27 protein-coding genes are annotated in these 26839 nt (G+C 70.2%); 19 read left to right on the top strand and 8 right to left on the bottom strand.

Annotation, left to right across the window (positions count from 1 at the left end):
• Positions 1-12 precede the first annotated feature (12 nt).
• From DBV35_RS26210 to DBV35_RS26180, 7 genes are all read left to right on the top strand, one after another.
• Positions 13-993 carry a YihY/virulence factor BrkB family protein gene (locus tag DBV35_RS26210; protein ID WP_108663326.1) on the top strand — a complete coding sequence of 327 codons (981 nt, stop codon included), beginning with the start codon at positions 13-15 and terminating at the stop codon, positions 991-993.
• A 116-nt stretch (positions 994-1109) separates the two neighbouring features.
• Entirely contained in the window at positions 1110-1373 is a 264-nt protein-coding gene (locus DBV35_RS26205; protein WP_108663325.1) for an usg protein, read from the top strand.
• Between the two features lie 171 nt (positions 1374-1544).
• Positions 1545-1940 carry a PH domain-containing protein gene (locus DBV35_RS26200; RefSeq protein WP_205648878.1) on the top strand — a complete coding sequence of 132 codons (396 nt, stop codon included), beginning with the start codon at positions 1545-1547 and terminating at the stop codon, positions 1938-1940.
• 27 nt (positions 1941-1967) lie between these two features.
• Positions 1968-2348 carry a PH domain-containing protein gene (locus tag DBV35_RS26195; protein WP_205648877.1) on the top strand — a complete coding sequence of 127 codons (381 nt, stop codon included), beginning with the start codon at positions 1968-1970 and terminating at the stop codon, positions 2346-2348.
• The gene (locus tag DBV35_RS26190; RefSeq protein WP_245944103.1) at positions 2345-2875 is read left to right on the top strand and encodes a class I SAM-dependent methyltransferase; all 531 of its coding nucleotides are present in this window, start codon (positions 2345-2347) and stop codon (positions 2873-2875) included. The genes DBV35_RS26195 and DBV35_RS26190 overlap by 4 nt, the downstream gene beginning before the upstream one ends.
• Positions 2876-2909: 34 nt before the next feature.
• Positions 2910-3401: a class I SAM-dependent methyltransferase gene (locus DBV35_RS26185; protein ID WP_108663321.1), complete on the top strand. Its 492-nt coding sequence runs from the start codon at positions 2910-2912 to the stop codon at positions 3399-3401.
• 52 nt (positions 3402-3453) lie between these two features.
• Positions 3454-4473, top strand: a complete 1020-nt coding sequence (locus tag DBV35_RS26180) for a hypothetical protein (protein WP_108663320.1) — start codon at positions 3454-3456, stop codon at positions 4471-4473.
• 39 nt (positions 4474-4512) lie between these two features.
• Here the strand turns inward: DBV35_RS26180 and DBV35_RS26175 are convergent, their stop codons facing one another.
• Both DBV35_RS26175 and DBV35_RS26170 read right to left on the bottom strand, forming a co-directional pair.
• Entirely contained in the window at positions 4513-5742 is a 1230-nt protein-coding gene (locus DBV35_RS26175) for a hypothetical protein (RefSeq protein ID WP_108663319.1), read from the bottom strand.
• A 181-nt stretch (positions 5743-5923) separates the two neighbouring features.
• On the bottom strand, positions 5924-6868 hold the full coding sequence (locus tag DBV35_RS26170; RefSeq protein ID WP_157961992.1) for a 2-hydroxyacid dehydrogenase: 945 nt from the start codon (positions 6866-6868) through the stop codon (positions 5924-5926).
• 187 nt (positions 6869-7055) lie between these two features.
• Between DBV35_RS26170 and def the strand changes: the two genes are divergently transcribed.
• From def to DBV35_RS26145, 5 genes are all read left to right on the top strand, one after another.
• Entirely contained in the window at positions 7056-7598 is a 543-nt protein-coding gene (gene def, locus DBV35_RS26165; protein WP_108663317.1) for a peptide deformylase, read from the top strand.
• Positions 7599-7731: 133 nt separating this feature from the next.
• The gene (fmt, locus tag DBV35_RS26160; RefSeq protein WP_108663483.1) at positions 7732-8676 is read left to right on the top strand and encodes a methionyl-tRNA formyltransferase; all 945 of its coding nucleotides are present in this window, start codon (positions 7732-7734) and stop codon (positions 8674-8676) included.
• Positions 8677-9426, top strand: coding sequence for a tRNA pseudouridine(38-40) synthase TruA (gene truA / locus DBV35_RS26155; RefSeq protein WP_108663316.1), 750 nt, complete (start codon positions 8677-8679; stop codon positions 9424-9426).
• Positions 9423-10298 carry an S-methyl-5'-thioadenosine phosphorylase gene (locus DBV35_RS26150; RefSeq protein WP_425428498.1) on the top strand — a complete coding sequence of 292 codons (876 nt, stop codon included), beginning with the start codon at positions 9423-9425 and terminating at the stop codon, positions 10296-10298. Before truA ends, DBV35_RS26150 begins: the two co-directional genes overlap by 4 nt.
• Before the next feature lie 2 nt (positions 10299-10300).
• Positions 10301-10831 (top strand): adenine phosphoribosyltransferase, encoded by a 531-nt coding sequence (locus DBV35_RS26145; protein WP_108663314.1) that lies wholly within the window; start codon positions 10301-10303, stop codon positions 10829-10831.
• A 43-nt stretch (positions 10832-10874) separates the two neighbouring features.
• Here the strand turns inward: DBV35_RS26145 and DBV35_RS26140 are convergent, their stop codons facing one another.
• Both DBV35_RS26140 and DBV35_RS26135 read right to left on the bottom strand, forming a co-directional pair.
• Positions 10875-11675, bottom strand: coding sequence for a TrmH family RNA methyltransferase (locus DBV35_RS26140; RefSeq protein WP_108663313.1), 801 nt, complete (start codon positions 11673-11675; stop codon positions 10875-10877).
• On the bottom strand, positions 11672-13489 hold the full coding sequence (locus tag DBV35_RS26135) for an ATP-binding cassette domain-containing protein (RefSeq protein WP_108663312.1): 1818 nt from the start codon (positions 13487-13489) through the stop codon (positions 11672-11674). The genes DBV35_RS26140 and DBV35_RS26135 overlap by 4 nt, the downstream gene beginning before the upstream one ends.
• A 174-nt stretch (positions 13490-13663) precedes the next feature.
• Here DBV35_RS26135 and DBV35_RS26130 point away from each other — a divergent pair, with 174 nt between their 5' ends.
• A complete protein-coding gene (locus DBV35_RS26130; protein WP_108663311.1) occupies positions 13664-13999 on the top strand; it encodes a hypothetical protein in 336 nt (111 codons plus the stop codon).
• Between the two features lie 30 nt (positions 14000-14029).
• Here the strand turns inward: DBV35_RS26130 and DBV35_RS26125 are convergent, their stop codons facing one another.
• The 4 genes from DBV35_RS26125 to DBV35_RS26110 all read right to left on the bottom strand — a co-directional run bounded on the left by DBV35_RS26125 (position 14030) and on the right by DBV35_RS26110 (position 19454).
• On the bottom strand, positions 14030-14830 hold the full coding sequence (locus tag DBV35_RS26125; protein WP_108663310.1) for an EAL domain-containing protein: 801 nt from the start codon (positions 14828-14830) through the stop codon (positions 14030-14032).
• A 131-nt stretch (positions 14831-14961) separates the two neighbouring features.
• Positions 14962-15936: an ABC transporter permease gene (locus DBV35_RS26120; RefSeq protein WP_108663309.1), complete on the bottom strand. Its 975-nt coding sequence runs from the start codon at positions 15934-15936 to the stop codon at positions 14962-14964.
• The gene (locus tag DBV35_RS26115; protein WP_108663308.1) at positions 15933-18401 is read right to left on the bottom strand and encodes an ATP-binding cassette domain-containing protein; all 2469 of its coding nucleotides are present in this window, start codon (positions 18399-18401) and stop codon (positions 15933-15935) included. Before DBV35_RS26115 ends, DBV35_RS26120 begins: the two co-directional genes overlap by 4 nt.
• A gap of 18 nt (positions 18402-18419) precedes the next feature.
• On the bottom strand, positions 18420-19454 hold the full coding sequence (locus tag DBV35_RS26110) for an ABC transporter substrate-binding protein (RefSeq protein WP_108663307.1): 1035 nt from the start codon (positions 19452-19454) through the stop codon (positions 18420-18422).
• A gap of 140 nt (positions 19455-19594) precedes the next feature.
• Between DBV35_RS26110 and nanR the strand changes: the two genes are divergently transcribed.
• From nanR to DBV35_RS26080, 6 genes are all read left to right on the top strand, one after another.
• Positions 19595-20326: a transcriptional regulator NanR gene (gene nanR / locus DBV35_RS26105; RefSeq protein WP_245944099.1), complete on the top strand. Its 732-nt coding sequence runs from the start codon at positions 19595-19597 to the stop codon at positions 20324-20326.
• A 134-nt stretch (positions 20327-20460) separates the two neighbouring features.
• Positions 20461-22320: a D-apionate lactonase family protein gene (locus DBV35_RS26100; RefSeq protein WP_108663305.1), complete on the top strand. Its 1860-nt coding sequence runs from the start codon at positions 20461-20463 to the stop codon at positions 22318-22320.
• Positions 22317-23366: a Gfo/Idh/MocA family protein gene (locus DBV35_RS26095; protein WP_245944097.1), complete on the top strand. Its 1050-nt coding sequence runs from the start codon at positions 22317-22319 to the stop codon at positions 23364-23366. The genes DBV35_RS26100 and DBV35_RS26095 overlap by 4 nt, the downstream gene beginning before the upstream one ends.
• Entirely contained in the window at positions 23363-24610 is a 1248-nt protein-coding gene (locus DBV35_RS26090; protein ID WP_108663304.1) for a ribulose-bisphosphate carboxylase large subunit family protein, read from the top strand. Before DBV35_RS26095 ends, DBV35_RS26090 begins: the two co-directional genes overlap by 4 nt.
• A complete protein-coding gene (locus DBV35_RS26085) occupies positions 24607-25974 on the top strand; it encodes a four-carbon acid sugar kinase family protein (protein WP_108663303.1) in 1368 nt (455 codons plus the stop codon). Before DBV35_RS26090 ends, DBV35_RS26085 begins: the two co-directional genes overlap by 4 nt.
• A complete protein-coding gene (locus tag DBV35_RS26080) occupies positions 25971-26819 on the top strand; it encodes a phosphogluconate dehydrogenase C-terminal domain-containing protein (protein ID WP_108663302.1) in 849 nt (282 codons plus the stop codon). The genes DBV35_RS26085 and DBV35_RS26080 overlap by 4 nt, the downstream gene beginning before the upstream one ends.
• The last annotated feature ends 20 nt before the right edge of the window (positions 26820-26839 follow it).

Here is a 26839-nt window from a genome sequence, read left to right as displayed (position 1 = left end):
GGAGGGCTCCCGATGGCGAAAAGTATCGACGCGCACGAGGCGGAAGGTGTTGGGCGATATGCCGAGACGGTCCGGCATATTCCGGTCCGCGGCTGGAAGGAGATCCTGTCGCGCACGGCGACGGAGATCTCGCGGGACAACATCTCGCTGATTGCGGGCGGCGCGGCCTTCTTCCTCCTCCTCGCGATCTTTCCCGCGCTCGCCGCCTTCGTCGCCCTCTACGGCCTCGTCTCGGACGTCTCGACGGTGGAGGAGCACCTCAACCTCCTCTCCGGGGTGATGCCGACCGATGCGGTGAACCTCATCGGGGGCGAACTGGAGCGCCTCGCCTCGCAGTCGAACGGCTCGCTCGGGATCGGCTTCCTCATCGGCCTCCTCGTCGCGCTGTGGAGCGCGAATGCGGGGGTGAAGGCGCTCTTCGCCGCGCTCAACGTCGTCTATGACGAGCGCGAGAAGCGCGGCTTCATCGAGCTGACGCTGAAATCGCTGGCCTTCACCCTCGCCGCGATCGTGGGGGCGAGCCTCCTCATCGTGGTCGTGGTGGCCGCGCCTTCGGTCCTCAGCATGTTCGGGCTCGGCGCGGAGACGGAGATCCTGATCGCCATCCTGCGCTGGCCGATCCTGCTCGTCGCGATCATGGGCGGCATCGGGCTCCTGTTCAAATTCGGCGCCTCGCGGCGGCCGCCCAAGTGGCGCTGGATCTCCTGGGGAACGGCGCTGACGGCCATCCTGTGGGTCGCGGTGTCGGCGGGCTTCTCGTTCTATCTGTCGAACTTCGCCAACTATGACGCGACCTATGGGGCGCTGGGGGCCGTGATCGGCTTCATGATGTGGCTCTACATCTCGCTCTACGTGATGCTCGCGGGGGCGGAGCTGAACTCGGAGATCGAGCATCAGGTGGCGACCGACACGACGAGCGGCCCCTACAAGCCGAAGGGGATGCGCAATGCCGTGATGGCCGATTACTTGCCGGGGGAAGATCACAAGAATTAGCACTCGACAAAGTGGGCTGCTAACAAGCTGTCTTCAGTCGTGAGCTAGCTAAAAAGATGGCTTGTTTCTTGCTTGCGTCGTGGCAAACTCATGGTGTGAGTTTGTTGGAGGTGGGGATGAGAAGTGATCTTGAGCGTCAGCTTGCCGGATTTAGCCTGACCACCGCTGAGATATTGTACCGCATGCCGGATCATCCGGCGCTTCTCCAATCGTACATCTGGCAGGAATACGACCAGGCGCCCGAATTTCCAGTTCTCGAAACATTTTTGGACTTTTGGAAACGAGAGATTGAAGGGCCGTTGCATTCGGTCAACGTGACATGCCGGCGGCTCATTTCACCGGGTCTCTATCGCACGGTGCGCTACGAACACTTTCACTAGTCTGAATGCTCGGCCCAATCCCGAAATCGGCTGGCGCGCGGCGCATCCTTGGGCTATGCGACGCGGGCCGTCCTTTGCGGTCGAGCATTTCGGGCGGTGAATGACCGGCGCGACACGAAAGCGTCAGGGTGGGCGCCGGCCGAAGCGTTGGCCATATAAGCTTCGGACACTGTGCTCAGCGAAAGGCCCGCCATGAATCCGCTTTACCGAGAACATCCCACGATGTTCGCCGACGAACCGGGAAAGTTCATCCTCGCCTGTCTTCTCGTGCCGTTCGTCATCGGGATCTTCTGGCTCGGTTGGTGGTACATCACGAACCGCTCGACCATCGTGACCGTTGACGCCGAGCGCATCACGCTGCGCCGAGGCATCTTCAACAAGGAGAGCATCGAGGTTCAGATGCCCTCGATCCGCGCCGTGCGCGTCGATCAGACGTTTGTGGATCGAATCTTCAATTGCGGCATTTTGAAAGTCTATACCGCGGGCGACAATCCGGACCTCGAGCAGGGCGGCCTGCCCGACCCGGACCGGCTGCGCGCTGCGCTCCGGAACGCCCGCAACGACTGATCGATCCGCCCAAAAAGGTCCGACTCCATGTCCGCTACTCCGTCCATGAAGCCCCGCTACCAGGAACATCCGCGCATGTTCGCGGACGAGCCTGGCAAGTTCCTGCTCGCCTGCCTCCTGGTCCCGATCGGGGTCGGGATCGTCTGGCTCATCGTCTGGTACATCAAGATCAAGTGCACGCTCCTCACCGTCGGGGACGAGCGCGTCCTGCTCTCGCGCGGCGTCTTCAACAAGGAGCGGCTCGAGATCGAGCTCGAATCGATCCGCACCGTGCAGATCGACCAGACCTTCGTCGACCGCATCTTCAACTGCGGCGTCTTGAAGGTCTTCACGGCCGGTGACCGGCCGGAGCTCGTCCAGAAGGGCATGCCCGATCCGGAACGGCTGCGCAGCGCCCTGCGCACGTGAGCGAAGCGGTGGAGTCCGGGGCCCGGCCCCGGCGCGCGAGCCGCCTCGACGCCTTCATCGCCCGCATCGTGGCGCAGAAGGAATGTCTTGAGAGCGTCGCCGGCATGATCGGCGACGTCGCGGGGCCGGTCATCGAGATCGGCCTCGGCAACGGGCGGACCTTCGACCACCTGCGCGAGATCCTGCCGGACCGCGAGATCTTCGTCTTCGACAACACGCTGATCGCGCCGCCGGATTCGATGCCGGACGGCGAGCACGTCATCATCGGCGACGTTCGCGACACGCTCGCCTTCTGCAGCCTGCGCGTGAAGGCGCCGGCTGCCCTCATCCATTGCGCGATGGCGACCGGCGACCCGACGGCGAACCTTGCCCGCGCGGGCTGGCTCGCGCCGCTGATCGCCGCACGCACCGCGCCCGGCGGCTGCGTCGCGAGCGCGCTGGCGCTCGACATGCCGGGCTTTTCGGCCCTCCCGCGCAGCGAGGCCGCCGAGACGGGCGGCTACTGGATCTACCGCAAGACCCCATGAGACAGGCTCCCCCCTCGCCAGCGGGCGGGGCGCGATGAGCCGCCTCGACAGCTTCATCCGCCGCATGTGCGCCCAGCGCCTCCTCATCGAGGCGGCGGCGGCGCGGCTCGGCGACGTCGCGGGCCCGATCCTCGATCTCGGCCTCGGGTCGGGACGCACCTACGACCATCTGTGCGCGCTGTTTCCGGACCGGGACGTGTTCGCCTTCGACCAGTTCGTTCAGGGTGCGTTCGGCGGCCTGCCCGATACTCACCACATGATCCTGGGTGAAATCCGCGACACGCTGCCCGTCTGCCTGCCGCGCATCGGCGCACCCGCGGCGCTCGTCCATAACGATCTCGGCTCGGCCGATCCGGTCGCGAACGCGGCGATCGGCCACTGGCTCGCCCCCGCGATCGAGGCGGTGTCGCGCCCCGATGCGATCGTGCTGACGAGTTTTCCCTTGCCGTTCGAGCGTCAGATTGCTTTGCCTCTTCCCGAGGGAATTCGCCCTGGCCGGTACCACATCATCCAGCTCACGGTTTGACCGCGAGGCCGGTGCGTGGCATTCGCCCCGCGTCCAGTGAAAGGGGACCCGATTGGCTTCACGCGCCTTCTTCCGTTGCCGGGCTTGCGGCGAGCCGGTTGTCGCCGGCGCTTATCGCTGCCCGGTCTGTGGGATCGATTTTCCCACGGGCACGCCCGGCACGCCGAACGCGCCGGATTCGCCGGCCGCGGTCGACCCCACCCGCAAGCAGGACCGCCGGACGGCGGAGTTCAACGTCGACAATCTCGCCGAGCACCTGCGCGGCGCGCTCGACGATGAGCTGAGCGTCGTTCCCGGCCGCGAGCGGGAGACGGAGCGCGAGGCCGAGCCCGCGCCGCCGTCGCCGCCGAAGCCTGCCGCCGCCGCCCCCACGCCGGAGCCGGAGCCCGAGCGGCACGACCGCCGCCGCGAGCCGGCCTTCGGCGCGCCGAGCGAGCCGGAGCCCGCGCACTATGACGCGGACGAAGACGAGGATTTCGACGACGAGGACGAGGCCCACGAGCACGAGGCCTCGACCCTCAACGCGCCGCGCGCGCCCGTCGGCGAGCGGCGCGGCCGGCACCGCGAGCGCGATGTCGGCGGCCTCACCGTCACCCCCGCGCGCGAACGCGACCGGGCCTCGCGCGAGCGGCGCGTCGTCATCGCCGAGCGCGTCCCGCCGGCCTCCTCCTCGCGCGAGCTGACCACGCGGCCGCGTCGCTCCAAGCGGCGCAGCCTCACCGGGACGGCGATGCTCGCCCTCGTGATGATCGTGGTGGTGGGTGCGGGCGCCTGGTGGGTCGACCGCACGGGCATCGCCGATCTCGGCCTGCGCGGCCGGATCGCGAGCGGCATCTCGTCCGGTCCGCAGGGGATCGAGGTGCGTGCCGCCGACGGCTGGGTCTCCGTGCCGGGCGGCGTCGGGACGATGGTGGTGAGCGCGGACGGCCCGTTCCGCGTCCGCCTCAATGGCGAGGTCTACACCGTCGACGGGACGCAGCAGGCGCTGCAGGTGCCGGTGACGGACACGACGAGCCTGTCGGTGCGCGTGGTGCGCGAGCCGACCGTCGTCCGCGTCGCGCCGCTTCCCTGACCGAACGCGGCGCCGGTCAGCCCGGCGCCGTCATTCCCATCATTCCGGGACGACGCAGGGTCCCGCCGCGCCGCCCGTGCAGGTCGGCAGCGTCTCGGAGCGGTCGAGCGCGTCGTTGAGGCGCGCGATCAGCGCGTCGGACGAGACGGGGAGGGCGAAGCGCTCGTCCCGCGCGAAATCGTCGACCGCGGCCTGCACGCCGGCCTCGTCGACCGTCGCCTCCAGCGGCAGATAGTCGAGATCCTTCAGCGCATTCACGATCGTCGCGTTGCCGGAGAAGGCGTCGTCGGACGCCTCGTTCCGCTCGCCGACGACGCGCGCGGTCTGGGCGGGGCCGTTCGACCGTGCCGGCTGCTCGCGCGACAGCGTCGTGACCGGCGCGCCGCCGCCATTCCCGGAGGAGGGCGAGACCACCGAGACGCCGGGCGAGGCGGAAGGGGCGGCCGCGGTGCTCGTCGGGGCGGGCGCCTGCGCCGGTGCCGGCGCGTTGGCGACGTTCGCGGGGCGCTCGCCGTCGGCCAGAACCCGGCGCACTCCGTCGAGCCCCGAGGTGCTCGGGATGATGGGGGCGGGGCTCGTCGTCGCGACGCTCGTCCCGTTCGCCCCGCTCGTGCCGTTGGAGAGCGGCGGTATGTCGGTCGCGGCCGGCGGCGCGGCGCTGAAGGTCGACGTGTCGGCGGGGCCGGTCGTCGTCCCCGTCGCGATGTCGGTGCGCGGAGCCGGGCGCGGCACGGGCGGCGGCTCGGTGCTCTCGGCGACGGGATCGGGCTCGTCGGGATAGAGGAGTTGGTCGGAGAAGCGGCCCGGCTGCTCGATGCGCTGGGGCGGCGCGCCGAAGCCGCCGCCGGGCGGCGGGGCGACCTGCGCCGGGGGCGCCTCGGTCAGGTTGCGCAGATCGAGCGGCGCGCCGTTCTGCGCGAGCACGATCTCCGGTTCCACGATCACCCAGGCCTGGCTGCGCGCGCGGCGGCAGCGATAGCCGTCAACCGCCGTCGTGCCGCGCGGGCCGGCGACGTCGATGCGATAGCCGCGGCAGGGCTGGCGCCCGTTGCGCATCACCGGGCGATAGGTGCGCACGAGCACCTGGCGGCCGGTCGGCAGGGAAAAGCGGCTCACTTCGTCCGTCCCGGCATAGTCGAGGATCGTCGACAGCCGCGCCTCGATGGCGCGCCGCTCGGCGGGGCTGACGGGCAAGGCGCTCTGGTAGTTCTGTGCGAGTGCCACGCCGCTCGTCAGCGTCGCCGCGATGATCAGCGCAAAGCGCTTCATGTGTACTCTCCGAACTCGGCGGTTCGGGTGGGCCGCACAAGGCGCCGCCCGAATCACGCCACACCAGCGCAGGCGCGGTCGCGCCAATTGCTGCAATGTAGCAGAGCGAAAATGACCGACCGCTGAATTGGCCGAACGATACAGCCTTTGGCCGCCGAGTTCGAGGGCCGCGCGGCCGGGCTCAATAGCCGCGGTCGCGCACCACCACGTTCTGGAACGGCTCGCCCCGCTCATAGGCCTCCATCTGGCGCAGCACGTAGGCCGCGGTGGCGTTCAATTCGCTGATCGCCGCGACGTGCGGGGTGATCACGAGATTGGGCGCCGCCCAGATCGGGTCGTCCGCCGGAAGCGGCTCGGTCTGGAACACGTCGAGGCTCGCTCCTTTGAGAGCGCCCGATTTCAGCGCGGCGAGGAGGTCCGCCTCGTTCTGGAGCCCGCCGCGCCCGCCATTGACGATGATCGGCCCGCCGAGCGCGCCGTCCTTCGCCATGCCGTCGATGAGGCGGGCGTTGATGATCTCGCGCGTCTCCTCGGTGAGCGGGATGAGGGCGACGAGGATGTCGGTCTCGGCGAGGAAGTCCGGCAGCGCCGCGGGGCCGGCGAAGAGCGGCACGTCGGCCGGCTTCTCGGAGCGGGACCAGGCGTGCACCTTGAAGCCGAGCATCCGCAGGATCTTGCCCGCGTGCTGGGCGAGGACGCCGTACCCCATCATCCCGACGCGTACTTCGTTCGCGATCGGCTGGGTGATGTCGGCCCACTCGCGTCGCCGCTGCTGCTCCAGATATTGCAGCGTGTGGCGGTGGTGGAGGAGGACCTGGAGCGTCACCCATTCGGCCATGCGCTCGGTCATGTCGTTCTCGACGAGGCGCACGATCGGCACGTCCGCCGGGACCGAGGAATCCTTCAGGATGCCGTCGACGCCCGCCCCGAGATTGAAGATCGCCTCGAGGTTGGGCAGCGCGCTCAGCGATGCGGAGGGCGGATTCCAGACGATGGCGTAGCGGATCGAGGCCGGATCGTAGTCGTCTTCGCCGTGGATGTAGAAGGTCCGCTCCGGTGCGGAGGTGCGGAACTTGTCCTTCCACTTCTCCACCACTCGGGCCGACGTCGCAATGAGGGCCGCCATCAGGTCTCCGCCGTGCTTAAGGTCGGCCGAACCTAGAACCGGAAGGGCGAGGAGGGAAGGAAGGACGGGCGGTTCGGGCCGCAGGGGCGCGATTCGGTGCGGCCATGATGCCGCATTGCAGCATCGGCCGTCTTTGCGCACACGATGATCGTTGACCGGACGTTTCGCACACCATATTTCGCACAATATGGCGAAGCTCCCGATCCTCATCCTCCCCGACCCCGTTCTGCGCAAGGTTGCGACCCCCATCGCGACCATCGACAAGCGCATCCGCAAGCTGTCGGAGGACATGCTGGAGACGATGTACGACGCCCCCGGCGTCGGCCTCGCCGCGCCCCAGATCGGTGTGACCGAGCGCATCATCGTCGCCGACCCGGCGAACGAGGAGGGGGCCGAGCCGCAGCCGATGGTGCTGATCAACCCCGAGATCGTCGGAAGCTCGGAGGAGACGAAGGTCTGGGAAGAGGGCTGCCTCTCGATCCCGGACTATGTCGAGGACGTGATCCGCCCCGCGTCCGTGCGCGTCGCCTATACCGACCTCGAGGGCGAGGCGCGCGAGGTGGAGGCCGACGGTCTCCTCGCCGTCATCCTCCAGCACGAGATCGACCATCTGAACGGCGTCCTCTTCATCGACTATCTGTCGCGCCTGAAGCGGGAGCGGGTCGTGAAGAAGTTCACCAAACAGGCGAAGCTCGCCGCCGCGGGCGGCGACGAGCCCGAGATGATCTGAGATCATCGGCGCGCCGACGCGGCTCGACACGACGCCGCGGCCCCGCGAAGATGGCGCGCTTTCGCCCAATGACCGCCAGGGGACGACATTTGTCTGCCACGCCGACCTTCGTGACACGCGGTGAAACGCGATGATGCGCGTCATCTTCATGGGGACCCCGCCCTTCGCCGTCCCGACCCTCATGGAGATCGTCGGCCAGGGGCACGACATCGCCGCCGTCTACACCCAGCCGCCGCGTCCGGCCGGGCGCGGGATGGGGGAGAAGAAATCCGCCGTCCACGAGGCCGCCGAGGCGCTCGCCCTGCCGGTCTTCCACCCGCTCACCCTGAAGGGAGCCGCGGACGAGATCGCCGCCCATGAGGCCGATGTCGCCGTCGTCGTCGCCTACGGCCTCCTCCTGCCGCAGGACGTGCTCGACGCGCCGGAGCAGGGCTGCTTCAACGTCCACGCCTCGCTGCTGCCGCGCTGGCGCGGCGCCGCGCCGATCGCGCGGGCGATCATGGCGGGCGACGCGGAGACGGGCGTCGCCGTCATGAAGATGGAGGCGGGCCTCGACACCGGCCCCGTCGCGATGGTGGAGCGCACGCCGATCCGTCCCGACGACACGGCCGCGACGCTGACCGAGCGCCTCTCGCGCCTTGGCGCCGACCTGATGGGGCGCGCGCTCGGCGGGCTGGAGCGCGGGGCGCTCGACCTCCAGGCGCAGCCCGAAGAAGGCGTCACCTACGCCAAGAAGATCGACAAGGCCGAGGCGCGGATCGATTTCGCGCAGGATTGCGTCGCCGTGCGCAACCACATTCACGGCCTCAGCCCCGCCCCCGGCGCGTATGCGACGCTGCCGATCGGCGGCAAGGTCGAGCGGCTGAAGATCCTCCAGGCCGTCGCGGTCCCCGCCGCCGAGAGCGGCAATGGAGGCGCCGCGCCCGGCACCATCCTCGACGATGCGCTCACCGTGGCCTGCTCCAGCGGAGCGGTCCGACTCCTGCGCGTGCAGCGGGCCGGCAAGGGCCCCGTCGATGCCGACGCGTTCCTGCGCGGCGCGCGGGTCGGCGCCGGGGACAAGTTCGAGGCGGCCTGAGTGCCGCGCTACAAGCTGGTCGTGGAATATGACGGCCGGCCCTTCGTGGGCTGGCAGCGTCAGACCAACGGGCGCTCCGTGCAGGAGACGCTGGAGGCGGCGGCCGAGAAATTGTGCGGGACGCCGACGCGCGTCCACGGCGCGGGCCGCACCGACACCGGCGTCCACGCCACCGGCCAGGTCGCCCATCTCGACTTCGAGCGCGCGTGGCCGGCCGACACCGTGCGCGACGCCATGAACGCGCACATGCGGCCCGAGCCCGTCGCGATCCTCGCCGCCTCCCAGGTGGGCGACGAATTCGACGCCCGCCATTCGGCCCGCCGCCGGCGCTATCTCTACCGCATCATCAACCGCCGCCCGCCGCTGGCGCTCGACACGATCGCCTGGCAGGTCGCCGTTCCGCTCGATGCGGCGGCGATGGATGCGGGCGCGAAGCACCTCCTCGGCCGGCACGATTTCACCACCTTCCGCGCCTCCCAGTGCCAGGCCGCGAGCCCGGTGCGCACGCTCGACCGGCTCGACGTGCGGCGGGAGGGGGCGCTCGTCACCGTGGAAGCGGTAGCCCGCTCCTTCCTTCACAATCAGGTTCGGTCCATGGTGGGGTCATTGGTGGAAGTGGGGCTCGGCCGCTGGACGCCGGATGATATCGCGGCGGCGCTGGCGGCGCGCTCGCGGCCGGCCTGTGGCCCGGTCGCGCCGGCGTCGGGGCTGATCCTCACACAGGTGGACTACGACGACGAGGACGGTTGATGGACGTGACGTTGGGGATCATCGGGGGCTCTGGCCTCTACGACCTGCCCGGCCTGAAGGGTGAGTGGGAGACGATCGAGAGTCCCTGGGGCGCGCCCTCGGACCAGGTCCTGCGCGGCACGATCGAGGGCACGCGCATCGTCTTCATGCCGCGCCACGGCCGCGGCCACCGCGTCGACCCGACGAACATCAACTATCGCGCCAATATCGACGTGATGAAGCGGGCGGGGGTCACGGACCTCATCTCCCTGTCGGCGTGCGGCTCGCTGCGCGAGGATTTGCCGCCGGGCACGTTCGTGATCGTCGACCAGTTCATCGACCGCACCTTCGCGCGGGAGAAGACCTTCTTCGGTCCCGGCTGCGTCGCGCACGTCTCGATGGCGCACCCGGTGAGCCGCGATCTCGGCGACCGGATCGAGGCGGCGGCGAAGGTCGTCGGCGTGCCGCACCGGCGCGGCGGCACCTATCTCGTGATGGAGGGGCCGCAATTCTCCTCCCTCGCCGAATCGCTCCTCTACCGCCAGTGGGGCGCGGACGTGATCGGCATGACGAACATGCCCGAGGCCAAGCTCGCCCGCGAGGCGGAGATCTCCTACGCGACGGTCGCGATGGTGACCGACTTCGATTCCTGGCACCCCGACCATGGCGAGGTCGACATCGCGAAGATCATCGAGACGATGCACCACAATGGCGACGCCGCGCGCCAGCTCGTCGCGACGCTCGCGGTCGGGATGCCGGCGACGCGCGAACCGTGCTCGCGCGGGTCCGACACCGCGCTCGAATTCGCCATCATCACCGCGCCGGAACAACGTGATCCCGCGCTTCTCGCCAAGCTCGACGCGGTCGCCGGCCGCGTCCTCTCCCGGAGCTGACGATGAACGACCTCTCCGCGCTCGTGCGCGCGATCCCCGACTATCCGCGCAAGGGCATCATCTTCCGCGATGTCACGACCCTCTTCAGCCACGCCGAGGGCTTCCGCCGCACCGTCGCGCTGATGACGGACTATGCGCGCGGGGTGGGCGTCGACCTCGTCGCTGGGATCGACGCGCGCGGCTTCATCCTCGGCGGCGCGATCGCGATGGAGCTCGGCAAGGGCTTCGTCGCCGTGCGCAAGCGCGGCAAGCTTCCGGCCGAGGTCTATCGCGAGGAATACGCGCTGGAATACGGCGTCGACGAGGTGGAAATCCACATCGACGCGGTCCCGGCCGGGGCGCGCGTGCTGATCGTCGACGACCTGATCGCGACGGGCGGCACGGCGGTCGCGGCGGTGAAGCTCGTGGAGCGGGCGGGCGGCACGGTGCCGGCGGCCTCCTTCGCGATCGATCTGCCCGAGCTCGGCGGTGCGGACCGCCTGCGCGAGCGCGGCGTCGAGGTCTACAGCGTCCTCTCCTTCGAGGGGCACTGACCCCTTTCCCTCCCTCCGCGACGACGCAGGGGCGGGCCGGCCGTCAGGCCCGGTGCGCGATTGCGTGGGCGTGGAGGGCGACGGCGCTCGCCGCGGCGACGTTGAGGCTGTCGAAGCCCGGCGCGATGCGGATCGCGAGCGGCTCCGCCGCATCGATCAGCGCGTCCGGCAGCCCCTCGCCCTCGGTGCCGAGGAAGAAGGCGGCGCGCGGGGCGAGCGGCGCTTCGCCGACGAAGCGCGTTGCGCGCGGAGTCAGCGCGTAGGGGGTGATGTCGCGCGCGGCGAGGACGGGCAGGAGCGCCTCAGCGCTCTCGGTCCGGATCGTCGGCACGATGAGCGGGGCCCCGACGCCGACGCGGATGGCCTTGCGATAGAAGGGATCGGCCGTGCGCGCGTCGATCGCGACGGCCGCCGCGCCGAAAGCCGCCGCGTTCCGATAGATCCCGCCGACATTGTCGTGGTTCGCGAGCGTCACGAGCACGGGGAGGCGGAGCGGTCCGGTCTCGGGGAGCACGGCGAGATCGGCCGAGGCGGGCACTTCAGCGGCGGCGAGGATGCCGCGGTGGAGGTGGAAGCCCGCGATCGCGTCGAGCACGTCTTGAGGGGCGACGTAGAGCGGGGTCGCACCGCGCGCCTCGAGCACGGGGAGCCGCGAGAGCCGCCCTTCCTCCACGAGGATCGCCCGCACGCTCAGCGACGAGCGCAGGAGGACGTTCAGCACCGACAGCCCCTCGGCGATGAAGACACCCTCGCGGCCGACGAGGTCGCGCTCGCGCACTTCGCGGAAGAGGGCGATCTCGGGCGCGTCCCGGTCGGTGATCCGGATCGGCGGGGCGGCGCTCACCCCGCCTCCAGCTCCTCGCGCTTCATTTCGAGTTCCAGCCAGCGCTCCTCTGCGGCGTCGCGCTCGGCCTGCTTCGCCGTCAGGTCCTTCGTCAGCGTGTCGAAGCGCTTCTTGTCCTTGGCGTAGAGGCTCGGGTCGGCGAGCTGGTCGGAGAGCTTCGCGATCTCCCCTTCGAGCGTCTCGATCCGGGCGGGGAGGGTTTCGAGGTCGTGCTTCTCGCGGAAGGAGAGCTTGTTGCGCTTCTGGGCGGGCTTCGGCGCGGACGCCGGCGCATCCTTCTTCACCGCCTTCTCGCGCGCCTCGACGAGGAGCTCGGACGGGCCCTCGCCGCGCTGGGCGAGCATGTCGGAATAGCCGCCCGGATACTCGCCCCACGTCCCGTCCCCTTCGGCGACGAGGGTGGTCGTCACGGTCCGGTCGATGAAGTCGCGGTCATGGCTGACGAGGAGGAGCGTGCCGTCATAGTCGCCGATCACCTCGGCGAGGAGGTCGAGCGTCTCGAGGTCGAGATCGTTGGTCGGCTCGTCGAGGACGAGGATGTTCGATTCCATCGCGAAGGCGCGCCCGAGGAGGACGCGCGCGCGCTCGCCGCCGGAGAGCGCGCCGACCGGGGTGTTGAACTGCTCGGGGGTGAAGAGGAAGTCCTTCAGATAGCCCGCGACGTGCTTCGTCACGCTGCCGATGGTGATCTGGTCCCCGCCCGACGGGCTGATCGCCTGGCGCAGCGGCATGTTGGGGTCGAGCCCCTCGCGCCGCTGGTCGAGGAGGATGGGCTTCAGGTCGACGCCGAACTTCACCGTCCCTGCGTCGGGCGCGAGGCGGCCGAGGAGGAGGTTGATGAGCGTCGTCTTGCCCGCCCCGTTGGGGCCGACGAGGCCGAGCCGGTCGCCGCGCATGATGGTGAGGGAGAGGTCCTTCGAGATCGCGCGGTCGCCGAACGATTTCTGCAGCTTGTCGGCGACGATCAGGCGCTTGCCGGAGCGCTCGGCCGAGGCGATCTGCATGTCGGCGAGGCCGGTCTGCTTGCGTTGGTCGCGCTTCTCCTGGCGCAGCGCCTGGAGATTGCGCAGGCGCCCCATGTTGCGCTTGCGCCGGGCGGTCACGCCATAGCGCAGCCACTCCTGCTCCTGCTCGATCTTCTTGTCGAGCCGGCGCCGCTCCTCCTCCTCCGAGGCGATGAGGGCGTCGCGCCAGTCCTCGAATTCGGCGAAGCCGCGGTCCATGCGCTGGGTGCGGCCGCGGTCGAGCCAGACGACGGCGGTGGATAGCGTCTCCAGGAAGCGGCGGTCGTGGCTGATGAGGACGAGGGCCTTGCGCCGCGCCTTCAACAGCTCTTCGAGCCAGCGGATCGCGGCGATGTCGAGATGGTTGGTCGGCTCGTCGAGGAGGACGACGTCGGGATCGGGGGCGAGCGTGTGGGCGAGCGCGGCGCGGCGCGTCTCTCCGCCCGACAGGTTGGTCGTCGGCGCGTCCGGATCGAGGCCGAGCCCTTCGAGGATGATGCGCCCCGCGTGCGGGTCGTCGCCCGGCCCGAGGCCGGTCTGCACATAGGCCTCGATGGAGGGATAGGCCGAGAGGTCCGGCTCCTGTGCGAGGTAGCGCACGGTGGCGTCCGGCTGCATGAAGCGCCGCCCCGAATCGAACGCGATGATCCCGGCGGCGATCTTGAGCAGCGTCGACTTGCCCGAGCCGTTGCGCCCGACGAGCGCGATGCGCTCTCCGGGCCCGACTTGCAGCGACGCCTCCTCCAGGAGGGGCGTTCCGCCGAAGGTGAGGGAGATGTCTTGCAGAGAAAGGAGTGGGGGCCTGGCCATGGGCTCCGCCTTTAGCGCGCTTTGAGGGCGAAGAAAATCGACCGCGCGCTCGGGACGCGGCGGGAGCGGTGGAATGATGCGCGGCGGGGGAGAGTGTGGCGAAGATGGGGCTTGGTTAGATCCTTGTTAACCATGGCTGTTCACCATCCTTCACAGCGGCGAAGGGAGCGATTCATGGCCATCCACGGAGTCTTCATCTCACCGAAGAACAAGAACGGCGCGGCAGTCGACATGATGCTCCGCCAGCGCTTTCCCGACGTCTACCGCGTCGGGGTGGAATATTGGCTCGTCGACACCGCCCGCGACGCCGACCAGGTCGGTGCGCTCGTGCGCCCCGCGCTCGGCCAGCACGACAAGATGTTCGTCGCCGCGATCACGCGCGACACCTTCTCGACGCTCTCCGCGGCGGCGCAATTGTGGCTGATGGCCCCCGGCCGGGGCTGGAGCCAGCGCGAGGACGGGCTCGGCCACATCCATTCGGAAGACTCGCCCTTCGCAATCGCGGCCTGATCGGGCTGGCGCGAACGCCGGCCGCGCCGCTCAGGCGAGCGCGGCGGCGAGGAGGGGGGCGGCGGTCTCCCTCGTGCCCCCGACGGTGGGGAAGCGGCTGAAATCGATCTCCGGCACCGCCTCGAAGGTGGGCCGGGCGATGTAGTAGCCCTGGAAGAGGTCGATCCCGCACCCGGCGAGGTAGGCGAGCTCCTCCTCCCGCTCGATCCCTTCGGCGACGACCTTGACGCCGAGCCTGTCGGCGATGAGCAGGATCCCGTCGATGATGGCCTGGCGGCTCCCGCAGCCATCCACCCCGCGGACCAGGGCGCGGTCGATCTTCAGATAATCCGGCACGAAGTCGGCGAGGATGGTGAGGCCGGAGATCCCGCTGCCGAAATCGTCGATCGCCGTCGCGAGGCCGTGGACACGGTAATGATCGACGGCGCTGCGCAGGTGGGCGACATTCTCGATTGTCTCGTGCTCGGTCATCTCGAAGATCAGCCGGTCGAGCGGGAAGCCGAGCGCGGTGCAGATCTCGACCGTGGTGTGGACGCTGCGCGCCGGCTCAACCACGGCGTTCGGGGAGACGTTGATCGTGAGGCGCGCGTCGGTGTTGCCGAACAGGCGATGGGCGAGGGAGATCGTCTTCAGGCGCGTCGCCTGGTCGAACTGCTCCCGGTTTTCGGCATCCACCTTCGCGAGCACGGACGCGGCCGGCTGCCCCTCGCGACCACGCACGAGGGCCTCGTAGCCAAACACGGACCGGGAACCCAAATCGACGATCGGCTGGAACGCAAACGTAAAATCGAAGCCGAGCGGTTCCCATCCTCGCAAAGGCTTGTCAGGCATGCGATCCACCTAAAGCCTCAAATATGCAATCTCTGATCTTGGTGTCGACCAAGCTGATTGGGTCAACTCACCAATCGTTGATCGGTTCCCTCCGCGAACGAATTATTTTTGAAATTTGTTATGCCGCCACATCAGCCGCCGGCCTTGCGGCGGCGCACGACGCGCCCGCCGACATCGCCCGCGAAGGCGAGGACGGCGACGATCACGACGCCCTGAACCACGTCCTGCGCCCCGGCGGGGAGCCCCCAGATCTGCATGGTGGTGACGATGAGGATGAGGAGGAGGGAGCCGAAAAGGGTGCCGAGCGCGGTCGAAAAACCGCCGAAAATCAAGGATCCGCCGAGCACCACCGCGCCGACCGACTGGAGGAGATAGGGCGTCCCCATGTCGAGGAAGGCGCCGCCCACATTGGCCGAGAGGAGCGCCCCCGCGAGAGCGGCGCAGATGCCGCTGATGACGAAGGAGGTCGTCACGATCCGCCCGGTGCGCACGCCCGCAAGCTCGGCTGCCCGAATATTCTGGCCCGTCGCCGAGAGCGCTTGCCCATATGATGTGCGGTTGAGGACGTACGCGGCGAGCGTCGCGGCGACGATCGCGAGGAGGGCGACGACCGGCACGTCGCCGATCCGGCCCGAGGCGAGCCATTCGAGCATCGGCGCCGTCTCGAAGCCGCGCACCTGGCGGTTCACCATCAGTGTCGCAGTGGCGAGCACGTACCCCATCGCAAGCGTCGCAATCATCGCGGCGATGCGGAAGCGGACGACGAGGAGCGCGTTGACGAGGCCGACGAGCGCGCCGGTGAGGAGCGCGGCCCCGAGGGCGAGCGGCAGGTGCAGGTTGGTCCCGTCCGCGATCGTGACGGTGATGAAGGCGCTGAGCGTCACGACGCCCGCGACCGACAGGTCGATGTTGCCGCGCCCGGTCGCGACCACGAACATCTGCCCGAGCGCGACGAGGGCGAGGAAGGAGGCCGAGCGCGCGACGCCCGAGACGCTGTGGAGGCTGAAGCGCTCGGTCGCGATCGAGAGCGCCACCCACAGGATGACGACGCCGAGCGCGGCCCAGATCCAGCGATGGCGGCGCGGGATGGCGAGGAGCGTGTTCATGCCTCCTCCCGTTCCACCAATGCGCGCAGGCCGAGCACGCTGATCATGAGGATTCCCTGGACGGCGGCGTTGAAGTCGGTCGAGACGCCCAGCGAGCCGAGAAGCGCGCCGATGAGGGAGAGCGTCACCGCGCCGGCTGCGACGCCGACGGGCGAGATGAAGCCGCCGAGGAGGCGGCAGCCGCCGAGGACGACGGCGGCGACGGCGAGGAGGGTGTAGCCCGACCCCGCGTTGATGTCGCTCGCCCCGTTCATGGCGGTGATCGCGAGGCCGCCGGCGCCGGCGAACGCGCCCGCGATCAGGTAGCGGATGATGCCGAAGCGCAGCGGCGACCAGCCCGACCGCTCCAGCGAGAGTGGGCTCGCCCCGAAGCCGCGCAGCACCGTGCCGAGGCGCGAGCGGTGGATGAGGAGGGCGACGAGCGTGAAGATCACGATGAGGACGAGCGGGGTCGGCACGTCCGGGATCGACCATTGGGTGAGCGCGCGCAGCCATCCGGGCGCAGTGCCGCCGGGGGAGGGCTGGATCGAATAGCCGATGCCGTACCAGATGAAGGACGCGCCGAGCGTGACGACGATCGCGGGCACCGCGCGCACGCGGATGATCGTCGCCATCAGCGCGTACCCCGCGAGGCCGGCGAGGATCGCGCCGACGCCGAGGACGGGGGCGGTGAAGAGGAGCGTCGCGCTCAGGACGTTGACGAGGCCGGCGAAGGCGCCGACGCCGAGATCGATCTCGCTGCCGCCGACGATGAACATCTGGGCGAGCGCGATCAGCGTCAGCGCGACGGCGGGGCCGAGGAGAAGCTCGATGCCGAACGCGCTCGCGACCATCGGGTTCAGCGAGACGAGGGCGGCGCAGACGAGGACGAGGCCGACGATCGCCGCGTTGCGCAGGATGAGGCGCGCGAGGCCGAGGCCGAGCCCGGACGTGCGGGCGGCCGGGCGCGCGCCCTCCGCCTCGCGGCCCGCGAAGGCGGTCGCGAGGATGCGCTCCTCGCTGATCGCGGAACCGGTCAGTTCGGCGGTGATGCGGCCGGACGCCATGACGAGGACGCGGTCGCACTCGGCGAATTCGGCATCTTCGGTGGAGTGCCAGATGACGAGCTTGCCGCGCCGGGCGGCGTCGCGGGCGACATCGTAGAAGGCGCGCTTCGTCGCGATGTCGACGCCGCGCGTCGGGTCCTCGAGGAGGAGGATGTCGGATTCGGTCGCGAGCGCACGGGCGGCGAGCGCCTTCTGCTGGTTGCCGCCGGAGAGTTCGAGGATATTGGAATCGAAGCGCGCCGGGTCGAGGTCGAGCCGCTCCGCCTCCGGCCGCACGGCCTCCCGCTCGGCGCTGGCTGAGACGCGCGACCAGCCCGCGCGCTGCGCGATGCGCCCGATCGCGATGTTGGCCGAGACCGGCCAGAGCGGGAACACGCCCTCGCGCGCCCGGTCGCCCGAGACGTAGGCGGCGCGGCCGAGCCGTGTGACCTCGCGGTCCCCCGCGCGGCCGTGGAAGAGGCGCTCCAGAAGCTCCTTCTGCCCGTCCCCTTCGAGGCCAGCGACGCCGACGATCTCGCCCGCGTGGAGCGTCACATCGTGGCCGAGGGGCGTGGTGAGGGGACCGGATATACGCGCGAGCGGGGCGCCTGTCGCGTTGGCGGCGCGCGTGCTCGCCGGGACCGCCTCCTTGCCGCCCATCGCCTCGACGAGGCGGGAGGCGGAGACTTCGGCGGCCGGCGCGTCGAGCACCTCGCGCCCGTTGCGCATCACGAAGACGCGGGAGGCGATGTCGAGCACCTCGCCGAGCTTGTGGCTGATGAAGATCACCGCGAGCCCCTCCGCCGCGCGGGCGCGCACATAGTCCCGCAACTGGCGGCTGCGCACGGCGTCGAGGGAGGAGGTCGGCTCGTCGAGGATGAGGAGGGAGAGGCCGGGCGCGGTCGCCGCGCGCACGATCTCCACCATCTGGCGCTGGCCGATCGGCAGGTCGCCGACGACGCGGTCGACGCCGATGCGCGCGTCGGGAAAGACCGCCTCGAGGCTCTCGCGCGCGAGGCGGCGGAAGGGGCGGCGCCAGCCGACCGGCGGGACGGGGACGTCCGGCCGCTCGACGAACATGTTCTCGGCCACGGTGAGGTTGGCGCAGAGCGAAAGCTCCTGCCACACGATGCGGATGCCCGCCTTGTGCGCCTCGCGCGCGCCGTAGCGGGCGAAGTCGACGGGCGCGCCGCCGACCGCGAGCGTCCCCGTCTCGGGCGCGACGGCGCCGCACAGGACGCGCATCAGCGTGGACTTGCCGGCCCCGTTCGCCCCGACGAGGCCGATGACCTCGCCGGGGCGGATGAGGAGGCTGAGCCCGGCGACCGCGACGGTCGGCCCATAGGTCACGCGCGCATCGTCGAGCGCGATGACGGCGGGCCGGTCGGAGGTCGTGGCGGCCGGGTCGGCCGGCCACGCCTTGTGCAACGCTTCACCCATGGTGGCGCGCGGCTGGGATCAGTCGGCCGCGTTCAGGAGCTTCTCGTCCACCCATTCCTGCGTGTAGGTCGGGCTGACGATGCGGCCTTGGGGCATGTCGGCATAGTCGCCGAGATTGGCCTCCTCGACGACGGCGACCGGCATCGTCATCTCCTTCGGCACGTCCTTGCCGTCGGACAGGGCAAGCGCGACCCAGAAGGCGGCGCCGCCGATGCCGGGCGTCGTGTTCATCGAGGTCGTGGTGTAGCCGTTCGCCTCGTGCTGGGCGGCCCACCAGCGGATGAAGTCGGCGCTGCCGCCGCCCTCGATCACCGGCATCGCGCCCTCATACTCGCCGCCATATTGCTCGAACGCCTGGGCGATGCCGTAGTCGTCGCTGCCGCCCTGGCCGAACACGGCGTCGATCTTCGGAAGGCTCGGCAGGACGTTGGCGATCGCGGCCTGCGCGATCGGCGCGGTCGCCTGGCCGTAGACGGTGGCGGCGATGTTGACGTTCGGATGGTCCTTCAGGACGGCCATCTGCGCGGCATACATCTGCTCGTCCGGCCCGGAGCCCTTCACGCCGCGCACGACGATCACGTTGCCCTTGTCGCCGATGAGGCCGATCGTCGCCTTGGCCTGTTCGGTCTTGTACTCGGTGAAGTCGAAGCCGAGCGTGTGGGCGCAGTCGGCGGTGAGGAGGCTGTCGAACGCGATCACGTCGATCCCGGCGGAGCAGGCCTTGGTGATGATGTCGTTGAGCGCGGTCTCGGAAGCGGCGTTGATCGCGATCGCGTCGACCCCGCGCAGGATGAGATCGGCGATCTGGCTCTGCTGCTGCGGCACGCTGCCGTCGCCATTGAGGACGACGAAGTCGGCGATCAGCCCCTTGCCCTTCGCCTCTTCCGCGGCCGCGGTGAAGGAATCGACCATCTGCCGGCGCCAGTCATTGCCGTAGAAGGAGTTGCTGAGCGCGATGACCGGCTTGTCGGCCGCCAGCGCCGGAAGTGAGGCCGCGCCGGCGAGAGCGGTGGCGGCGAGTAAGGACGCGAGCGTCGCGCGCGCGATGGTCATGAAGTCCCTCCCAGTCATTTTTTACATTTTGGCGGGTAAGTCTTGGGCGGCCCCGCATTGCGCCCAGTCGACCCAGGGCGTGTTAATGATTATACCAGTCGCCGAGGGTGGTCAATTTGCTCGCCAGGACAGGAGGGGGCGTGAAAGAACGGATGCTGATGGAGAGCGCGCCGATCCAGCGGCGGAAACTGTCGGACGACGTGTTCGACAGGGTGCTCGACATGATCAAGGACGGGACCCTCAAGCCCGGCGACTCGCTGCCCTCCGAGCGCAACCTCATGGAGACGCTGGGGGTTGGGCGCCCCGCCGTGCGCGAGGCGCTTCAGGCGCTCGCGCGCATGGGCCTCATCGAGATCAAGCACGGCGAGCGCGCGCGCGTCAGCGAGCCGTCCTTCGGCCACATGGTCGAGCAGATCGGCGAGACGATGCGCCATCTCCTCGTCCATTCCCCCGCCAACCTCGAGCATCTGAAGGACGCGCGGGCGACGCTGGAGCGGGAGATCGCCAGGATCGCCGCCCGCCGCCGCACCGAGGCGGACGTGAAGCGCCTGCGCGCCCTCATCGAGGAGCAGGAGGCGGCGGCGAGCGAGCCCGTCCGCTTCCGCGCGCTCGACGGGCGCTTCCACCGGGAGATCGCAGCGATCAGCGGCAACCCGATCTGGCCCGCCGTCTCCGAGGCGGTGTTCGGGTGGCTCAACCATTTCCACGTCGACCTCGTCGCGGTGCCGGGCCTCGAACAGCTCACCATCGCCGAGCACCGCCAGATCGCGGACGCGATCGAGCGGCGCGACCCGGACGCGGCCGGGCAGGCGATGACCGACCATCTGACCCGCGCGAACGAACTCTATCGCCGGGCGCACCTTGCCCAATGACGCCCTCCGTCGCTTGCGGCGGTAGGGTGTCCTGGTATAATGAGTAGATCAGAATAAGAGCGCGCGTGGGTCTCGGTCCGCGACGGGCTGGCACGCGGCCTGACGGGCCGCCACAGGGACGGGGAGGCGGTCGCATGGGGTCGACCGAGGCCACCGCGCGCACCGATGCGGACATCGCCCGCTTCGGCACCAGCGCGCGCGCTGAGACACCACGGCTCGTGGAGACGGAGGGCATCGCGTTCGCGATCGATCGCGGCGCGATCCGCTGGATCCGAGCTGGCGACACCGAGATCGTCCGCGCGATCGACTACCCGGTCCGCGACGCCGACTGGGGCACGCCGCCGACCCACACCGTGCGCGAAGATTTCCGCGAGGACGGCGACGGCGCGGTCTATGAGCGCGACTTCACCGTCGGCGACGACGACTTCGACGGCACCTTCCGCGTGGTCGCGAAGGGCGGGGCGACGCCGACGCTGGTCGCGAGCCTCGTCCTCGTGCCCCGGCGCGCCTTCACGGTGAACCGCGCGGGCTTCGTCGTCCTCCATCCGCTGAGCGGGGTTGTCGGCGAGCCCTTCACCGCGCACCGCCCGGACGGAAGCCGCGACGAGCTCGCCTTTCCCACCCTCATCTCTCCCAGCCAGCCCGCCTTCGACCTCGCCGGCATGTCCCTCTCCGTCCACGGGGTGGGCGTCGACATCGCCTTCGAGGGCGATGTCTTCGAGATGGAGGACCAGCGAAACTGGAGCGACGCGTCGTTCAAGACCTATTGCCGCCCGCTTTCCCTCCCGTGGCCATACGACCTCGCCCCCGGCGAACGGATCGAGCAGACGATCACGCTCACCCTCACGCCCGGCCCCGCGAAGGCGCAGAAGGCGGGCGCGACGACGGGCGAGGGCCGCTTTCCGGACATCACCCTCGCGCTTGACGAGGCGCGCGCCCCGCTCGGCCCCCGCGCGGACGCGGCGCTCGGGTCGATCCCGTTCGCGGCGGTCCAGGTGCGCACGCGGCCGGATCGGGCGGGGACGGACCTGCGCCGCGCCGCACAGCTTGACCTCCCGGTGGAACTCGAGATCGAGCTGCCGGACGCGATGGCGATGACCGACGCGCTCGCCGCGGTGCGCAGCGCGTGCGCGGCGGCGGGCGTGCGGCCGCAGCGCGTGCTTGCCCTCCCCGAAGGCTATCTCGCGAGCATCCAGCCCTCCGGTCCCTGGCCCGAGCGCACCCTCGCCGAGGCGGCCGCCGCCGCGCGCGAGATCTTCCCGGAGGCCGCGATCACGGGCGGCGTCCTCACCAACTTTACCGAGTTCAACCGCTGCCGGCCCGCCTTCGACAGCGACACCGTCTCGTTCGGGACGTGCGCCATCGTCCACGCCGCCGACGACACCTCCGTGCTGGAGACGCTGGAGACGCTGCCGGGCCTCTATGCGAGCGCGCGCCACATCGCCGGGGCACGCCCGATCCGGCTCGGCCTCTCGGCGATCGGCATGCGCACCAACCCCTATGGCAGCGCCGTCGCCGACAACCCTTCGCTCGGCCGCATCCCGATGGCCTTCGCCGACCCGCGCCAGCGCGGCCTCTTCGGCGCGGCCTTCCTCGTCGGGGTCGTGGCGGCGGCGGCCGAGGCCGGGATCGAGAGCCTCTCGCCGGCGCTAGGGTCAGGGCCGCTCGGCCTCATGGCGGGCAAGAAGTCCCACGCCTATCCGCTCTTCCACGTCGCCCGTGCGCTCGCCCATCTCGCGGGCGCCTCCGCCGACATCACGCGGCGCGACGGCCTCGTCACGGTCCGCGCAAAGGGGCGGGCCGGGCTCTGCGGCGTCGCGGCCAATCTCGGCGCGGCGCCGGCGGACCTCTCGGGCGGCGCGGCGGTCCTCTCGGTCGCGACCTTCGACGCGGCGGCCGATCCGGGCTGGCTCGATGACGCGCCGATCGCCGAGGGGGCGCGCCTCGACCCGCTCGACGTCGCTTTTCTGTTCGGTGAAGGAGAGACTTTGTGAGCGAACCATTCCGCGGCGTCCTGATCGGCTGTGGCTTCTTCGCGAAGAACCACATGCACGGCTGGGCCGACGCCGAGGGGGCGGAGATCGTCGCCGTCTGCGACCGTGACACCGGCAAGGCCGAGGCGTTCGCCCGCGAGTTCGGCATCGCGCGCACCTATGCGGACGCGGCGGAGATGTTCGGCGCGGAGACCCCGGACTTCGCGGACATCGCGACGACGGTGGAGTCGCACCGCCCGCTGGTGGAGCTGTCGCTCGCCCACGGCGCGACGACGATCTGCCAGAAGCCGTTCGCCGAGACCTTCGCCGACGGCAAGGCGATGGTCGACGCGGCCGAGCGCGCCGGCAAGCCGCTCTTCGTCCACGAGAATTTCCGCTGGCAGCTGCCGCTGATCGCGCTGAAGGAGAAGCTCGCGGCCGGGGTGATCGGCAACCCGACCTACGCGCGCCTCGCCTTCCGCCACGGCTACGACGTCTACGCGAACCAGCCCTATCTGGCGAAGACCAAGCAGTTCGCGCTGATGGACGTGGGCATCCACCTCTTCGACGCAATCCGCTTTCTCATCGGCGACGCGGCCGACATCCATTGCCGCACCCAGAGCCTGAAGCCCGGCATCGCCGGGGAGGACGCCTTCGTCGCGACGCTGCGCCACGACACGGGCGTCGTGTCCACGATCGAGTGCTCCTTCTTCTCCAAGATCGTGCCCGACCCGTTCCCGCAGACGCTTGCCTGGATCGAGGGCGACGCGGGGACGCTGGAGGTCACGGGCGACTATCGCCTGCGCATCCACAAGGACGGCGCGCTCGAGGAGATCGACGTGGAGCCCGCCGTCCCCGCATGGGGCGCCACGCCCTGGCACGCGGTGCAGGATTCGGTCGCCGCGTTCGAGCGCCACGTCGTCGACGTCCTTCGGGGGAACGCCGAGCCCCAGCCCTCGGGCGCACACAATCTGGAGACCCTCGCGATGGCCTTCGCCGCCTACCGCTCCGCCGAGACGGGCCGCACCGTCGACATCGACGCCTTCATTGCGGAGGGCGCACGGTGAGCGAGCGGTTCGAAGCCGACTATCTGATCGAGACCGCCTACCCGCTGGAGGCCGCCGCCGAGGCGATGGCGGGCGAACAATCCTCCGGCACCTTCGTCCCCGTGCCGGGGGAGACGCCCGAACTGAAGGCCCGCGCCGCCGCGCAGGTCGTGCACCTCGAAGATCTCGGCCCGGTCGAGGCGCCCGCGCTGCCGGGCGCGGGCAAGGCCGATGCCCCGCACCGCCGCGCGCGCGTGACCCTCTCCTGGCCGCTCGCCAATATCGGCCCGTCGCTGCCGAACCTGATGGCGACGGTCGCCGGCAACCTCTTCGAGCTGAAGCAATTCTCCGGCCTCAAGCTCCTGGACTTGCGCCTCCCGCGCGCCTTCGCCGACGCCTATCAGGGTCCGGCCTTTGGCGTGGAGGGCACGCGCCGCCTTTCCGGCGTGGAGGGGCGGCCCCTCATCGGCACGATCATCAAGCCGAGCATCGGCTTCACCGCGGAGGAGACGGCCGCGCTCACCGACACGCTCTGCGCCGCCGATATCGACTTCATCAAGGACGACGAGCTTCAGTCCGACGGGCCGGGCTGCCCGTTCGAGGACCGGGCGCGCGCGGTGATGGCGGTGATCAACCGCCACGCGGACCGCACCGGCAAGAAGGTGATGTTCGCCTTCAACGTCACCGGCGAGCACGACGAGATGCGCCGCCGCCACGACCTCGTCGCCGAACTCGGCGGCACCTGCGCGATGGTGAGCCTCAACTCGGTCGGACTCGTCGGCATGGCCGCCTTCCGCCGCCATTGCGCCCTGCCGATCCACGCCCACCGCAACGGGTGGGGGATGTTCGACCGCCACCCGCTCCTCGGGTTCTCCTACGTGGCGTGGCAGAAATTCTGGCGCCTCATCGGCGCCGACCACATGCACGTGAACGGCCTCTCCAACAAATTCTGCGAGGCGGACGACAGCGTCATCGCCTCGGCGCGGGCCTGCCTCACGCCGATGTACGAGGACAAGCCGTGCATCGCGATGCCGGTCTTCTCGTCCGGCCAGTCCGCCAAGCAGGCGCCCGGCACCTATCGCGCGCTCGGCACGTCAGACCTCATCTTCGCGGCGGGCGGGGGCATCATGGCCCATCCGAACGGGCCGGCGGCGGGTGTCGCGAGCCTCAAGGATGCGTGGGCGGCGGCGATCGCGGGCACGCCGCTCGACGAATATGCGCGCGGCCGGCCGGCGCTCGCCGCCGCGCTCGGGGCCTACGCATGAGCCTTCCGGCCGGACCTCTCGTCGCCTGGTATGGCGACGACTTCACCGGCGCTTCGGCGGTGATGGAGGTGCTGACCTTCGCGGGCTTTCCCTCGGTCCTCTTCTTCGAGACGCCGGACGCGGCGCGCCTCGCGCGCTTCGGGGATCTGCGCGGCATCGGGATCGCCGGGGAGGCGCGCGCCAAGGGGCCCGCCTGGATGGAGGCGAACCTGCCGCCGGTCTACGCGGCGCTGCGGGCGACGGGCGCGCCGGTCGTCCACTACAAGGTCTGCTCCACCTTCGATTCCGCCCCCCATGTCGGCTCCATCGGCAAGGCCGCCGATCTCGGGATGGGCGAGGGGGCGTGGGCGCCGCTCCTCATCGGCGCGCCGGAGATCGGCCGCTGGCAGGCCTTCGGCACGCTCTTCGCGGCGGCCGGGCGCGAGGTCTTCCGGCTCGACCGGCATCCGACGATGTCCGTCCATCCGGTGACGCCGATGGACGAGGCGGACGTGCGCCGCCACCTCGAAAAGCAGACGGAGAAGCGCGTCGGCCTCGTCGACCTGCGGGCGCTCGGCGCGGGAGCGGGCGCGGCCGCGCTCGCCGCGGAGCGGGCCGCGGGCCGCTCCATCGTCGCGCTCGACGTGGTGGACGCTGCGACGCTCGCGGCCGCGGGCGCGCTCGTCTGGGAGAATGCGCAGGAGCGCCAGCTCTTCGCGCTCGGCTCCCAGGGCGTCGAATATGCGCTCGTCGCCGCCTGGCGTGCGGCGGGCCTCGCGCCCGAGGCGCCGCGCGCCGCGCCGCCGCGGCGGGCCGACCGCGTCGCCGTCGTCTCCGGCTCCTGCTCGCCGATCACGGCCGAGCAGATCGCGACCGCGGGGTCGGACGGTTTCGTGCTCATCCCCCTCGACGCCCGCGCCGCGATCGATCCCGGCGCGTGGGAGGCGGAGCGGGGGCGCGCGGTGGGCGCCGCGCTCAAGGTGATCGGGGAGGGGGGCGATCCCCTCATCCACTCCGCGCGCGGTCCGGGCGATCCGGCCGTCGCGGCGCTACGCGAGGCGATCGCGACCGCGGGCGCCTCCTCAGAGGCGGTGAACGCGCGCCTCGGCGAGGGTCTCGGCCTCATCCTCAACGAGATCGTGCGGACCGCACGTCTCACCCGCACCGCCATCGCCGGCGGTGACACCTCGAGCGCGGCCGCGCGCGGGCTCGGGCTCTATGCCGTGACCGCCGAAGCGCCGCTGGCGCCCGGCGTCGCCCTCCTCAAGGGGCACGGCGACGACCCGGCGACCGATGGCCTCGAGATCGCGCTCAAGGGCGGACAGATGGGCCCGCCCAACTTCTTCGAACAACTGAGGGCCGGTGGCCCAGGAGGACGATCATGACGAAAATTGCGCTGCTCGGCGCGGGCGGGAAAATGGGTGTCCGCCTCGCGACGAACCTCAAGGGCTCCCGCTTCGACGTCGCCCATGTGGAGGTGGCGCCCGCCGGGCGCGAGCGACTGAAGGCGGCGACCGGGTTCGACTGCGTCGACCGCGACACCGCGCTCGCCGAGGCCGACGTGGTGGTGATGGCGACGCCGGACCGCCTCATCGGCAAGATCGCGCACGAGATCATCAACGAGGTGAAGGCGGGCGCGGCCATCATCATGCTCGACGCCGCCGCGCCGCACGCCGGCGAACTCCCCGCGCGCGCCGACATCACCTACTTCGTCACCCACCCCTGCCATCCGCCGATCTTCAACGACGAGAACAACGAGGACCGGCTCGACTTCTTCGGCGGCGTGAAGGCGAAGCAGCACATCGTGTGCGCGCTGATGCAGGGGCCGGAAGAGCACTATGCCCTGTGCGAAGAGGTCGCCCGGACGATCTACAAGCCGGTGATGCGCTCGCACCGCGTGACGGTCGAGCAGATGGCGATCCTGGAGCCGGCGCTCTCCGAGACGGTGGGGGCCACCTTCGCCCTCGCGCTGCGCAAGGCGACCGACGAAGCCGTGCGCCGCGGCGTCCCCGAGCAGGCCGCGATCGACTTCATGCTCGGACACCTCAACATCGAGCTCGCCATCGCCTTCGGCATCTTCCCCGAAGGGCGTTTCTCCGACGGCGCGCTCCACGCCATCCGCGAAGCCGAGCCGAAGATTTTCCGCGAGGGATGGCTCGATCGCGTGTTCGCACCGGAGGCGGTCCTCGCCTCGGTGAAAGACATCTGCGAGCCGGGCGAGGCGGCCTGAGAAGCCACCCGCCCTTTTGA

This window comes from Acuticoccus kandeliae, from assembly GCF_003073115.1.
This window is presented reverse-complemented; position numbering and strand designations above follow the sequence as displayed.